We start from the raw sequence: 13,333 nt of genomic DNA, 5'->3' as shown, positions 1-13,333 counted from the left end.
TTAACGGGAGAATTGCCAAATGGCAACAACAAATCAGTTGATCCGTAAGGGTCGTACAACTTTAGTTGAAAAATCTAAAGTTCCTGCGTTGAAGGCTTGTCCACAACGTCGTGGTGTTTGTACACGTGTTTACACAACTACACCTAAAAAACCTAACTCAGCAATGCGTAAAGTTTGCCGTGTTCGCTTAACTTCAGGTTTCGAAGTTTCTAGCTACATCGGTGGTGAAGGCCATAACCTACAAGAGCACAGTGTTGTTCTTATCCGTGGTGGTCGTGTTAAAGATTTACCAGGTGTACGTTACCATACCGTTCGTGGTTCTTTAGACTGTGCTGGTGTTAAAGATCGTAACCAGTCTCGTTCTAAATACGGTGCTAAACGTCCTAAGAAATAATCTGAAAAGATTAACTTCTTAGTTCGTTAGAACTGCAATCCTTTATCGTCTCGCTTGTCTGATTTCTGCATTTTTTGTGAAAATTCCAAGCGACGTATAGTAAGGCCAGCGAAAGCACATGACACTTTGTGCACCTGCTGGAGTAACCTGAAGTGTCATATTTATTAGGTGTATTAAAATGCCAAGACGTCGCGTAGTTGCTGCCCGTGAAATCCTTCCGGATCCAAAGTTCAGCAGCCAAACAATCGCTAAATTCATGAACCACGTAATGCAAGATGGTAAAAAATCTATTGCTGAAAGTATCGTTTACGGTGCTTTAGACCGCGTTCAAGAAAAATCTAAAGTAGACCCAGTTGAATTTTTCGAGACTACTCTTGAAAAAGTTCGTCCTATGGTCGAAGTAAAAGCACGCCGTGTTGGTGGTGCTACATACCAAGTGCCTATGGAAGTACGCCCATCCCGTCGTACTGCCTTGGCTATGCGTTGGTTAGTAGATGCTGCTGCTAAGCGTTCTGAAAAAACTATGGCTTTACGTCTTGCTGGTGAGTTGCTTGATGCAGCTGAAGGTAAAGGCGCAGCGATCAAAAAACGTGAAGATGTGCATCGTATGGCTGAAGCCAACAAAGCCTTCTCTCATTACCGTTTCTAAGCGGATAAAACAGCCCCTATTCAGGAGGGTGACAAATCAGTTGTCACTGTTTTGTCATCGAATCGCTTTAAGTTGCTATGCAGCTTAAAGCGTCCTGTTTTAAACAACAAAATTTAGGAATGCTAGAAATCATGGCTCGTCAAACCCCAATTTCTCGTTATCGTAACATTGGTATCTCTGCGCACATTGATGCTGGTAAAACTACCACTTCAGAACGTATTTTGTTCTACACAGGTGAAAGTCACAAACTTGGTGAAACTCACGAAGGTTCTGCAACTACAGACTGGATGGAACAAGAGCAAGAACGTGGTATTACTATTACCTCAGCGGCAGTAACATGCTTCTGGAAAGGGATGGGTAACCAATTCGAACAGCACCGTATTAACGTAATTGATACCCCAGGACACGTAGACTTCACTATTGAAGTTGAACGTTCTATGCGTGTTCTTGACGGTGCATGCATGGTTTACTGTGCTGTAGGTGGTGTACAACCTCAGTCTGAAACTGTATGGCGTCAAGCAAATAAATATAAAGTTCCACGTATTGCATTCGTGAACAAAATGGACCGTACTGGTGCGAACTTCTTCCGTGCTGTTGAACAAGTTAAAACACGTCTTGGTGGTAATCCAGTGCCAATCGTTGTTCCAATCGGTGCAGAAGAAAACTTCCAGGGTGTTGTTGACCTAATCGAAATGAAAGCGATTATCTGGGACGAAGCGTCTCAAGGTATGAAGTTTGAATATGGCGAAATCCCTGCTGAATTAGTTGATACTGCTAACGAATGGCGTACTAACATGGTTGAAGCTGCTGCGGAAGCATCAGAAGAACTCATGGACAAGTACCTTGAAGAAGGTGAGTTAACTAAAGAAGAAATCGTTTCAGGTTTACGTGCACGTACATTGTTGAATGAAATTCAACCAATGCTTTGTGGTTCAGCGTTCAAAAACAAAGGTGTTCAACGTATGTTGGACGCAGTCATTGAATTCTTACCTGCGCCGACTGATGTCGAGGCGATTAAAGGTATCCTTGACGACAAAGACGAAACTGAAGGTTCTCGTGAAGCGTCTGATGATGCTCCGTTCTCTGCGCTTGCGTTCAAAATCATGAACGACAAATTTGTAGGTAACTTAACATTCGTACGTGTTTACTCTGGTGTGCTTAAAGCAGGTAGCCCTTGCTATAACCCAGTTAAAATGAAGCGCGAACGTGTTGGCCGTATCGTACAGATGCACGCAAATGACCGTCACGATATTGAAGAAATTCGTGCGGGTGATATCGCAGCATGTGTAGGTCTTAAAGATACTACTACTGGTGATACATTATGTGATGAAAATAATGTAATTACACTAGAGCGTATGGAATTCCCAGAGCCAGTAATTGCGCTTGCGGTTGAGCCTAAAACTAAAGCTGACCAAGAAAAAATGTCTGTTGCTTTAGGTCGTTTGGCGAAAGAAGACCCTTCATTCCGCGTACGTACTGACGAAGAATCTGGTCAAACAATTATTGCTGGTATGGGTGAGCTTCACCTTGACATTATTGTTGACCGTATGAAGCGTGAATTCAACGTTGAAGCGAACATTGGTAAACCAATGGTAGCTTACCGTGAAACGATCAAAAAATCAGTTGAACAAGAAGGTAAGTTCGTACGTCAAACTGGTGGTAAAGGTAAGTTTGGTCACGTATACGTACGTTTAGAACCACTTGCTGAAGATGCTGGCAAAGATTACGAGTTCGCTGAAGAAGTTGTTGGTGGTGTAGTACCTAAAGAATTCTTCGGTGCAGTTGACAAAGGTATCCAAGAACGTATGAAGAATGGTGTCCTAGCTGGTTATCCAGTTGTTGGCATCAAAGCGACATTGTTCGATGGTTCTTACCATGACGTCGACTCTGACGAATTATCGTTCAAAATGGCTGGTTCTTACGCATTCCGTGACGGTTTCATGAAAGCAGATCCTATCTTGCTTGAACCAATCATGAAAGTTGAAGTAGAAACACCAGAAGACTACATGGGCGATATCATGGGTGACTTAAACCGTCGTCGTGGTCTTGTTCAAGGTATGGACGATTTACCTGGTGGTACTAAAGCTATCCGTGCAGAAGTTCCACTTTCTGAGATGTTTGGTTACGCAACTCATATGCGTTCTATGTCTCAAGGTCGTGCGACTTATTCTATGGAATTCGCTAAATACGCTGAAACACCACGTAACGTGGCTGAAGGCATCATCGCTAAGTTCCAATCTGGCGGTAAAAAAGGTGACGACGAGTAATCTTTCGATTACTATAAGCCCAAACTAATTCATAGTTAAAAACCAAATGCTCATGCAGTATCCCTGCATGAGTAGTTTAAAAAGGAAGATCTCATGGCTAAGGCTAAGTTCGAACGTAATAAGCCACACGTTAACGTGGGTACAATTGGTCACGTCGACCACGGTAAAACTACTTTAACAGCTGCAATTGCAACTGTATGTGCAAAAAAATTCGGTGGTGAAGCGAAAGATTACGCTGCAATCGACTCTGCACCAGAAGAAAAAGCACGTGGTATTACAATTAATACTTCACACGTAGAATACGATTCTCCAATCCGTCACTACGCTCACGTAGACTGCCCAGGTCACGCCGATTATGTTAAAAACATGATTACTGGTGCTGCGCAAATGGATGGTGCAATCCTTGTATGTGCTGCGACTGATGGTCCAATGCCACAAACTCGTGAACACATCCTTCTTTCTCGTCAGGTAGGTGTACCTTACATCGTTGTATTCTTAAACAAATGCGACCTTGTTGACGACGAAGAACTTCTTGAATTAGTAGAAATGGAAGTTCGTGAACTTCTTTCTACTTATGACTTCCCAGGCGACGATACTCCAGTAATCCGTGGTTCTGCTCTTGCAGCGCTTAATGGTGAAGCTGGTCAATACGGCGAAGATGCTGTAGTTGCTCTTGTTGAAGCTCTTGACTCTTACATCCCAGAGCCAGAACGTGCTATCGACCAAGCATTCCTTATGCCAATCGAAGACGTATTCTCAATTTCAGGTCGTGGTACAGTAGTAACTGGCCGTGTTGAAACTGGTATCGTGAAAGTAGGCGAAGAAGTTGAAATCGTTGGTATTAAAGATACAGTTAAAACAACTGTAACTGGCGTAGAAATGTTCCGTAAACTTCTTGACGAAGGTCGTGCGGGCGAGAACTGTGGTGTTCTTCTACGTGGTACTAAACGTGAAGACGTTCAACGTGGTCAAGTACTTGCTAAACCAGGTACAATCAAACCGCATACTAAATTCGACGCAGAAGTATACGTACTTTCTAAAGACGAAGGTGGCCGTCATACACCATTCCTTAACGGTTACCGTCCACAGTTCTACTTCCGTACAACTGACGTAACTGGTGCGATCGCGCTTAAAGAAGGCGTTGAAATGGTTATGCCTGGTGACAACGTAGAAATGTCAGTAGAATTAATCCACCCAATCGCAATGGACGCTGGCTTACGCTTCGCGATCCGTGAAGGTGGCCGTACAGTTGGTGCTGGTGTTGTTTCTAAAGTAACTGCATAATCACTAAATGTGTGTAAAAAAGCGCCTCTTTGAGGCGCTTTTTTTTATGCTTATTCAATGTGATAGGGAAATTGTCTGACAATATTTTTTAAAGCTGTCCTTTAGTGATAATTCACTGTCCTTAACTGAAATAATTACGCTTCAATAAAACCGTAATATGAAATCAAGAAAACCAATAAAAGTTTGAGTATTTCATAACTCAAAAAGGAGTTAGGCATGAACGCTAAAGTAAAGATTACTAATCGAGCAGGTGCAAGTTTCCCTGTACGTCGCATGAATTTTGATTTTGATGCGGTACCAGAGTACTGGATGAATGGCTCAGCAGGTTTGACACATTTTATGACCGCATTATCTGCTTTATTTCCAGCGGGTGAAATGTTCTTTATTGATAGTGTGCGTGCCGTACGTAAACACCCCGCGATCGCAAATAATGAAGCCCTACAAAAAGAAATTAGTGCTTTCATTGGTCAAGAAGCGATGCATACGCAAGAGCATGAGGGTTTTAATGCTTCTGCACAAAAATACGGTCATGATGTCGAAACACTTGATAAGGCAACGGGTCGTGTTATCCAAGGTGTGCGCAAAGTCTTTGCACGTATTGGTAAACCTGTTGGCATTACTCAAGAAATGGTGGATCTAACCGCAACCACGGCACTTGAGCATTTCACTGCAACCATTGCTTCACAGTTATTAGTTAACCCGCATATTCAAGCTTTAATGACAGATGAAACCATGAAAAATATGTGGTTGTGGCATGCGATTGAAGAAAATGAACATAAAGCCGTGGCTTATGATGTTTTTGAAGGTGTCTTTGGTCAGGGAATAAAGGCCTACGCACTCCGTACAGGTTCATTGATTGGCGCAATGGTGACTTTATTCTTCGTACAAAGTTATTTTGTCGCTCGTTTATTAAAAGAAGATAACAAGCTTAATTTTGAAGCATTAAAAGATATTTATACCTATGGTTATAGCCCTTCAAAAGGCATCATCACTGGTATGGGGAAAGAAATGCTGATGTATTTTAAACCCGGTTTTCACCCGAATGATTTAGATACTTCAGGTTTGTTAAAAACGTGGAAAGCATATTTGGGGCTCTAATCACAGCGCTGTGGTGACTTTTTGAGAAGGGCGATGTAAATCGCTCTTTTTTTTATTCAACTTTAGAGGCAAACTTTTTATAATGCGCATACCCTAGCTATAGAAAGATAAACGAAGATGATTCGTTTGATGCAAGACGCTGATGTACAGCAGGTTTACGATATCGAGCGCCGCGTACAAAGCCATCCTTGGACCATAAAACAATTTCAAGAATCGATTGCTGCCTATCAAAGTACGGTGATTGAGCGACAAGGAAAAGTTGTAGGTTTTTGCATTTTACAACCCGTTTTAGATGAAGCAAATTTATTGCTGATGGCGATCGATCCGGGCCAGCAAGGCAAAGGCTTAGGTTTTCAATTGCTCGATGAATCTATTGCTTTACTCAAAAATAACCCCATTCAAATCTTCTTAGAAGTACGAGAAGGTAATCAACCTGCGATCCGTTTATATGAAAAAGCGGATTTTCATCAAATCGATTTGCGAAAGAATTATTATCCAAATGCCGATGGAACACGAGAACATGCCATTATTATGGTGAAGGCTTGTAGTGATGATTTTGCAGCTTTATTTAAATAAAAGTGGTGAAGCGTAGTCAGATTTAAAGAAAGCATTCGTGAATAAACGGATGCTTTTTTATTGAATATCTTTTGTTGATCCCTTTTATTTAATAATAGGATTATTCCAACCAGAAGGCAGGGTGGTCATCAGGGAATCCCCCAGTTGGCTGATTTCTTCTTGGGTCAGTGGTCGGTTGAGTCGGCGCCATTGTCCATCAAGCAGAAGTTCCAGTGGAATGTACTGAGATTTATAATTCATTTTTTGCGAATCGGGCACCCAATAGCCCAAGTAGACATATTGCAGTCCAAGCTTTTGTGCATGCTCGATTTGTTTCAGAATGGCAAAAGTACCTAGTGAGCGACGGCTTTCATCAGGATCAAAAAAGGTATATACCGCTGAAATACCATCATCGAGTGGATCACAGGTAGATACACTGATCAGTTGCTCATCCAACCATAGCTCTAAAAAGAAACTGTCAGTGCAGCTATTGATTAAAAATTTTTCAAATTGATCTTGGCTGGGTGGGTACATATCACCATCAGCATGTCGTTCATTGATGTAGCGTTCGTACAGGGCATAATGCATTGCATCGGCATCTTGAGGGCGGCTAATTTTCACCGTTAAATCTTGATTCCGTTTCCACGCTTTTTTTTGCACGCTGTTCATTTGAAATTCATGAACAGGAACGCGAGAGGACAAACATTGGCGACAAAGATGACATTCAGGGCGGTAGACAAAATCCCCACTACGACGAAAACCCATGCGGGAAAGTTCAGATAACGTGACCACATCAATACGATGGACAGGATCAAGAAAGACCATCCGGGCAGATTTATTTTCTAAGTAGCTACAATCATGCGGAGGCGTGATGTAGTACTGTAATTCGTTCAACAGGGACTTCGGTTGATAGGAATTCATCGTAATATCCCTCTTTTATTGTCATGCGCTGAGACTTGCCCATTGCGCTATTGTTTTACTTGAAAATACACTGTCCTGATACTTTTTCCAATCGATAGAGGGTTGTTTCACAACATCTTGTAACGAATTAAGGTATTGTTGGCGAGAAAGTGTACTCGCACCTAAGCTTAAGAGGTGATCGTTGACCAATTGGCAATCGATCCATGGGAGCTGATTCTCTTGCCCGATGAGCATTAAGGTGTAAAACGCCATTTTAGAGACATCTGTTCGTGTACTAAACATAGACTCGCCAAAGCAGCCATGGCCAATATTGACACCATAGAGGCCTCCGACAACAGTCTCATTTTCCCAAACTTCAATGCTATAAGCATAGCCTGCTTCAAATAGCGCAGAATATCCCTGAATAATATCTTCAGAAATCCATGTTTCATTGGCATAACTACGCGGCAGTGAACATGAGCGAATCACAGTTTCAAACGCATGATTAATGGTGATCTTATAGTCCATTTTTTTCATGCTGCGTAATAAGGATTTACTCGGATGATAGTCATGCGGTCGAATAATGCAGCGGGGTTCAGGACACCACCAACAAATCGGATCACCTTCACTGAACCATGGGAAAAGACCGTGACTATAGGCTTCAAACAGTGTGGAAGGGGAGAGGTCAGCACCGATGCAAATTAAGCCTTCACCTTCGGGATCGCATTCAACAGGATCGGGGAAAGTAAATTCAGAAGGAGGGAGTATCGGCATGCCAAGCTTCTTATTGAGGTATACGGATTTTTATCATACATAAAAAAGCCAACCATCAGGTCGGCTAATTTTTAAAACTATTTAGCTAAGCAAATGACTTAAGCAAAAGATTATTCACCGAGTGCATCAAGGTATTTTTCAGCATCGAGTGCAGCCATACAGCCTGAACCTGCAGAAGTAATCGCTTGACGGTAAATGCTGTCGGCAATATCACCCGCAGCAAATACACCCGGAATAGATGTTTGTGTTGCGTTACCCGCTGTGCCACTTTGAACTTGGATGTAGCCGTCACGTAAGTTTAATTGGCCTTCAAAAATACCGCTGTTTGGTTTGTGACCAATTGCCACAAACATACCAGTGACATCAACATTTTGAGTTGAATCATCTTGCGTAGATTTAATACGTACAGAAGTCACACCGGTGTTATCGCCAATGACTTCATCCACTTGGTGATTCCAGATGATGCTGATTTTACCTTCTTTTTCTTTAGCAAAAAGATGATCTTGCAGAATCTTCTCTGAACGTAAAGAGTCACGACGGTGTACTAAAGTGACATGCGATGCAATGTTAGAAAGATACAGCGCTTCTTCGACAGCAGTATTACCGCCACCGACAACCATAACTTTTTGGTTTTTGTAGAAGAACCCGTCACATGTTGCACATGCACTCACGCCTTGACCCATGAAAGCAGCTTCTGATTCAAGACCTAAATATTGTGCAGTTGCACCTGTACAAATAATCAATGCATCACAAGTAAACTCTTCCATATCGCCTTTAAGCACGAACGGACGAACATTGAGATCTACTTCGTTGATATGGTCATACACAATTTCTGTGCCAAAACGTTCAGCATGCGCTTGCATTTGTTCCATTAGGGCAGGGCCTGTTAAACCTTCTGCACCACCTGGCCAGTTGTCTACTTCTGTCGTTGTAGTCAATTGACCGCCTAATTGAATACCTGCGATGAGTGTCGGTTTCAGGTTCGCACGGGCAGCGTATACCGCAGCGCTATAACCTGCAGGACCAGAACCTAAAATAATTAGACGTGAGTGACGAGCGCTCATCCGTAGAATCCTTTTTTTATATGATAATTTGTGGAATTATACGTCAAAGTTTGAAACGATTGTGTGAGATTAAAGTCGATATTATTGATCATCGAAATCGTTTTGAGCTATATAGAATAAAGTTAACAACTATACTTAAATTATCTTGCATCTTTTTTATTGAACAGGTGCATAATAACAGGTTTAGATTCAGCCCATTTTTGTTGTGGGTAATGACAAAAACATTCATGAAGAATTGGTTACAGGAACGTATATGACAGCGGTGTCGGGTGCATATGCACAGCGCTTAATAATGACATTATTCCTTGTTTCATTTGGGATATATCTGTTCCTTGCAACAGTCACATATACGCCATTTGATCCGGGATGGATGCATTTATCCAGTGATACTCAGCAAGTTTCAAATGCCAGCGGCGTCGCAGGCGCATGGATAGCTGACTTACTCTATGGATTTTTAGGTTGGGCAAGTCTGCTGATACCTGTCTATTTATTTCTCGAAGCAATTCAAGTATGGTGGCCGCGTAGTTTTCTAAACCGTCCATTTCGCTATGCCGCTCAGTTCTTTATTTTACTGGCAACTTCAAGTTTACTTTTCCTGTTTTGGAATGTTCCCGAAGATACTTTAGAAAATGCATCGGGCGGGATTATTGGTTATGAACTGGGTCAAAGTCTTGAACAAATTTTAACGGTCTATGGTGCAGCAATATTTCTTATTGCATTTTGGATCATGTTGTTCACTTTGGCCTTTGGTATCAAGTGGAATAAGACATGGGCAACTATGAAGTCCACACCGGCTTATCTCCAAGATTTGTTCTATCGCAATGTCCCTGAAGGAGATACTGCTTTTGACCGTACCGTACCATCTACTAAAAAAGGCAGTGTGGCTACTAATGTATCAAAAGTGGTTGCACCAGTTACACCCGCCCATGAACATCATGCTGTAGAGGTTGACCCTGTAGTACGCGATCGTGTTGCTGAGCGTTTATTTGATGATATTGCTGATAAAGAATGGGCAGACAAAGAAGGCAATGCACAGCTTTTATCTACGGTAAATTCGCCGGAGACTGCTACACCATCCGATGAAGATTTTGAACATACTTTGGCGAAAGTTCGTCAGCTTGAGCAAGATCAACAACATGTTGTTGCGACGGGAGAGGTTTGGCGTGCCTTGCATTCAAATGATGACCAACGGCACAAACAAGATATTGATGCTTTACTGAAAGCTGCAGAAGAAGAGCAGCCTGCCAATCAAACTGAATATTTCAACAAAACAGCAGATGTGCATTCGACTTCTCCGACAGAAGCGGTGCCAGCGGCTAAAAAATCAGTGGATTGGGATGATGATGAAATCTTCGATGAGCTGTTAGCCGCTGTCCCGAATGGTAAAACAGCGACGGATGTGCATAGCCCATTTAATACATCGCAAAATGAAAGTCCAGCAACGCATTCAAATGAATTTGCTACAGGTGCTGCTGCCACAGTTGCAGGTTTAGGTGTAGCTGCTGCACAGATTACACCGCTGACCACACCGAAAAATATCAGTGCTGAAACCGAATTTAATGATCTTGATGATTTGCTGGTTGAAGAAGCAGAGCGAGCGATAGAACAGGCGCAGCCGGTTCGTACAACCAGTAGTTACGCGCAATCTACGCCTTTGGTTCGTGCTGAAATCAATACGCAGCCGCAGACTTTTGTATCTGATGATGAAAAAGCCTTAATCAGCTCGAATAAAGATGCATTCCGTGAAGTGTGGCAAGAAACGGCGGGTAAACCTGAAGACATCGATTTAGATCTCGAAGATGATTTTGACTTTGATGCGCCTTTAACCGATGCCTCTGGTCGTCCAATGTCTCGTGCGATGCAAGTGGCACAAAAACGTTTGGATTTACCGACTTTGCCGGGATTGGAAATATTAGATCCTGTAGATCCGAATAAGAAAGTTAATTTCACTGCAGAGCAATTGTCTCGCTTGTCTGAACTTTTAGAAATTAAGCTGCAAGAGTTTAATGTCAAAGCTAAAGTTGTAGAAGCACAGCCGGGCCCTGTCGTGACACGTTTTGAACTAGATTTGGCACCCGGTGTCAAAGCGTCGAAAGTCACCAATATTTCACGTGACTTGGCACGCTCAATGTCTATGGCCTCTGTACGTGTGGTTGAAGTGATTCCAGGTAAACCCTATATCGGGATTGAAGTTCCGAATAGTTCGCGTGAAATGGTTCGACTTATTGAGCTGTTAGAAACGCCGGCATACCGTGATCCAAATGCCTTACTTAGTATGGCGATGGGTAAAGACATTTCCGGCAATCCTGTCTTGGCAGATTTGGCGAAAGCACCGCATATGTTGGTGGCAGGTACTACGGGTTCTGGTAAGTCAGTCGCAGTCAATGCCATGTTGTTGTCGATGTTATTGAAGTATACACCTGAGCAACTGCGTCTCATCATGATTGACCCGAAACAGTTGGAACTTGCCAACTATAACGATATTCCACATTTATTAACGCCTGTCGTAACCGACATGAAAGATGCGGTGAGTGCATTGAACTGGTGTGTGAATGAAATGGAGCGACGTTATAAGCTGATGTCCTTGATGAAAGTACGTAAGCTGACTGACTTTAACCGCAAAATTGAAGAAGCAATGGCTAATGGTGAAGATCTCATTGATCCAACTTGGAAGCCAGATGACTCTGCAACCCAAAGTCGTGCGCCACGTTTGCAGCCGATGCCGTTGATCGTAATTGTTGCCGACGAATTTGCTGACATGATCATGCAAGTGGGTAAAAAAGCTGAAGAAATGATTACCCGTCTTGCACAAAAATCACGTGCGGCAGGGATTCATTTGCTGTTGGCGACACAGCGTCCAACCGTAGATGTAGTAACAGGTTTGATCAAAGCCAATATTCCAACCCGTGCTGCGCTACGTGTCAACAGTAAACTGGATTCACGTACTATCTTAGATGCTGGTGGTGCGGAAGACTTACTGGGTCATGGTGATATGTTGTTCCTCGGACCGGGTAAAATTGAACCTGAACGAGTACATGGCGCGTTTATTTCAGACGATGAAGTGAACCGTATTTGTGATGCATGGCGTGAGCGCGGTGAACCGAATTATGTCGATGAAATCCTCACGCCTTATGATGAAGAGCCGACATCTCGCGGTTTTGAAGATGGTGATGGCGGATCAGACCGTGATGCGTTGTATGATCAATGTGTTAGTTTCGTTTTAGAAACACGTAAAGCATCGACGTCATCTTTACAGCGTAAATTCAGTCTCGGCTATAACCGTGCTGCACGGATTATTGATCAGATGGAAGAAAATGGCATCGTCAGTGGGATGGGGCCAAATGGTAAACGAGATATTTTGGTCTAAGTCCTAAAATAAAAAACCTGCTTCGGCAGGTTTTTTTATTTTTAGATTGAGAACTCATCTTGGTAGAACATGGACTGGGCCAGTTCGATAAAGGCTTTGCAAGCCGGGCTCATGAGTTTTTGATTTTTTACGGCGAGTCCAATCTGCCGTTGGGTATTTGGAAAGAGTGGGCGTTTAACCACATGTGGATGTAGCGCCAACAGCTCAGTAGGCATCGCCATATCCGCAACAATAGCAATCCCTTCCTGTAAATTCACCATGTTTAAAATGGTTAGCAGTTGCGACATTTGATAGGTGATTTTAGGTTGTATGTGGTGTTGTTTAAGCAGTTTTTCCACATGGGACTGGCTGCCTGCACGGGTCATAATAAAGGGGTAGTTTTGCAGGTCTTGGATATTTAAATGACTGTGTTTGGAAACTGAATAACTATCTGGAATCAAGGCAATGAAAATATCTTGGATTAATGGGAAGGTGAACAGTTGCGGCTTAGGGAGTACGGCAAAACCCACATCAATTTGACGTTCAGAAATCCAACGAGACACTTCTGCATCGGTGCCTTCCTCGACATAGATCTCAATATGCGGATAACGTTCTCGATACGCCTTTAATAGCTCTGGAAGCAGATGAATCGAACTAGAAGAACCAAAAGAGCCAATTCTCAGCGTTCCTTGTTGAATACCATGTGCGGCATGCACTTCTTGTTGCATGATTTGTGCGGTATTGATGACTTCTTTGGCATGCAGCAATAACTGCTGACCAATGTGGGTCAGGCTTATTTCGCCTTGCTCACGGCTAAATAAGCTGACATTCCAATGTTGCTCTAAACACTTTAATGCATGAGAGACAGCCGACTGCGTAATTCCCAGTTGCCGAGCAGCGAGAGTAAAGCTTTGTTGTTCTGCGACTTTAATAAAAATTTCAAGCTGAGAAAATGTCATTGCCATGAGTAATTGCTCATTTTGTTATGAGTCTAGATGAGGA

General features: G+C 42.7%; 11 protein-coding genes. 7 read left to right on the top strand and 4 right to left on the bottom strand.

What is annotated here, in order from left to right:
- Positions 1 to 19 precede the first annotated feature (19 nt).
- The 6 genes from rpsL to rimI all read left to right on the top strand — a co-directional run bounded on the left by rpsL (position 20) and on the right by rimI (position 6,268).
- Positions 20 to 394: a 30S ribosomal protein S12 gene (rpsL, locus tag FTT85_RS05170; RefSeq protein ID WP_000246374.1), complete on the top strand. Its 375-nt coding sequence runs from the start codon at positions 20 to 22 to the stop codon at positions 392 to 394.
- Positions 395 to 572: 178 nt separating this feature from the next.
- Positions 573 to 1,043, top strand: coding sequence for a 30S ribosomal protein S7 (gene rpsG, locus FTT85_RS05165; protein WP_005011815.1), 471 nt, complete (start codon positions 573 to 575; stop codon positions 1,041 to 1,043).
- A gap of 131 nt (positions 1,044 to 1,174) precedes the next feature.
- Positions 1,175 to 3,310, top strand: a complete 2,136-nt coding sequence (fusA, locus tag FTT85_RS05160; RefSeq protein WP_180114326.1) for an elongation factor G — start codon at positions 1,175 to 1,177, stop codon at positions 3,308 to 3,310.
- Positions 3,311 to 3,403: 93 nt separating this feature from the next.
- On the top strand, positions 3,404 to 4,594 hold the full coding sequence (gene tuf / locus FTT85_RS05155) for an elongation factor Tu (protein ID WP_180002848.1): 1,191 nt from the start codon (positions 3,404 to 3,406) through the stop codon (positions 4,592 to 4,594).
- 216 nt (positions 4,595 to 4,810) lie between these two features.
- Positions 4,811 to 5,692, top strand: coding sequence for a metal-dependent hydrolase (locus tag FTT85_RS05150; protein WP_078193116.1), 882 nt, complete (start codon positions 4,811 to 4,813; stop codon positions 5,690 to 5,692).
- A gap of 117 nt (positions 5,693 to 5,809) precedes the next feature.
- Entirely contained in the window at positions 5,810 to 6,268 is a 459-nt protein-coding gene (rimI, locus tag FTT85_RS05145; RefSeq protein ID WP_168379089.1) for a ribosomal protein S18-alanine N-acetyltransferase, read from the top strand.
- A gap of 84 nt (positions 6,269 to 6,352) precedes the next feature.
- On the opposite strand, the gene FTT85_RS05140 is transcribed toward rimI, so the two are convergent.
- From FTT85_RS05140 to trxB, 3 genes are all read right to left on the bottom strand, one after another.
- Positions 6,353 to 7,168, bottom strand: coding sequence for an arginyltransferase (locus FTT85_RS05140; RefSeq protein ID WP_180183037.1), 816 nt, complete (start codon positions 7,166 to 7,168; stop codon positions 6,353 to 6,355).
- A gap of 21 nt (positions 7,169 to 7,189) precedes the next feature.
- Complete coding sequence (gene aat, locus FTT85_RS05135; RefSeq protein WP_180183036.1) at positions 7,190 to 7,921, bottom strand: leucyl/phenylalanyl-tRNA--protein transferase; 732 nt, start codon at positions 7,919 to 7,921, stop codon at positions 7,190 to 7,192.
- Positions 7,922 to 8,031: 110 nt separating this feature from the next.
- The gene (trxB, locus tag FTT85_RS05130) at positions 8,032 to 8,985 is read right to left on the bottom strand and encodes a thioredoxin-disulfide reductase (protein ID WP_180183035.1); all 954 of its coding nucleotides are present in this window, start codon (positions 8,983 to 8,985) and stop codon (positions 8,032 to 8,034) included.
- A gap of 253 nt (positions 8,986 to 9,238) precedes the next feature.
- Here trxB and FTT85_RS05125 point away from each other — a divergent pair, with 253 nt between their 5' ends.
- On the top strand, positions 9,239 to 12,352 hold the full coding sequence (locus tag FTT85_RS05125; protein ID WP_180183034.1) for a DNA translocase FtsK: 3,114 nt from the start codon (positions 9,239 to 9,241) through the stop codon (positions 12,350 to 12,352).
- Positions 12,353 to 12,393: 41 nt separating this feature from the next.
- On the opposite strand, the gene FTT85_RS05120 is transcribed toward FTT85_RS05125, so the two are convergent.
- Entirely contained in the window at positions 12,394 to 13,290 is an 897-nt protein-coding gene (locus tag FTT85_RS05120; RefSeq protein ID WP_168379094.1) for a LysR family transcriptional regulator, read from the bottom strand.
- Positions 13,291 to 13,333 lie beyond the last annotated feature (43 nt).

It is taken from the genome of Acinetobacter sp. YH01020 (assembly GCF_013420275.1).
GTDB lineage: Bacteria > Pseudomonadota > Gammaproteobacteria > Pseudomonadales > Moraxellaceae > Acinetobacter > Acinetobacter amyesii.
This window is presented reverse-complemented; position numbering and strand designations above follow the sequence as displayed.

Bases quoted from the DNA above. Each gene is read 5' to 3' on its own strand.
- FTT85_RS05125 (WP_180183034.1), top strand. From the start codon at position 9,239: ATGACAGCGGTGTCGGGTGCATATGCACAGCGCTTAATAATGACATTA.
- aat (WP_180183036.1), bottom strand. From the start codon at position 7,921: ATGCCGATACTCCCTCCTTCTGAATTTACTTTCCCCGATCCTGTTGAA.
- FTT85_RS05150 (WP_078193116.1), top strand. From the start codon at position 4,811: ATGAACGCTAAAGTAAAGATTACTAATCGAGCAGGTGCAAGTTTCCCT.
- tuf (WP_180002848.1), top strand. From the start codon at position 3,404: ATGGCTAAGGCTAAGTTCGAACGTAATAAGCCACACGTTAACGTGGGT.
- rpsL (WP_000246374.1), top strand. From the start codon at position 20: ATGGCAACAACAAATCAGTTGATCCGTAAGGGTCGTACAACTTTAGTT.
- rpsG (WP_005011815.1), top strand. From the start codon at position 573: ATGCCAAGACGTCGCGTAGTTGCTGCCCGTGAAATCCTTCCGGATCCA.
- rimI (WP_168379089.1), top strand. From the start codon at position 5,810: ATGATTCGTTTGATGCAAGACGCTGATGTACAGCAGGTTTACGATATC.
- FTT85_RS05120 (WP_168379094.1), bottom strand. From the start codon at position 13,290: ATGACATTTTCTCAGCTTGAAATTTTTATTAAAGTCGCAGAACAACAA.
- trxB (WP_180183035.1), bottom strand. From the start codon at position 8,985: ATGAGCGCTCGTCACTCACGTCTAATTATTTTAGGTTCTGGTCCTGCA.
- fusA (WP_180114326.1), top strand. From the start codon at position 1,175: ATGGCTCGTCAAACCCCAATTTCTCGTTATCGTAACATTGGTATCTCT.
- FTT85_RS05140 (WP_180183037.1), bottom strand. From the start codon at position 7,168: ATGAATTCCTATCAACCGAAGTCCCTGTTGAACGAATTACAGTACTAC.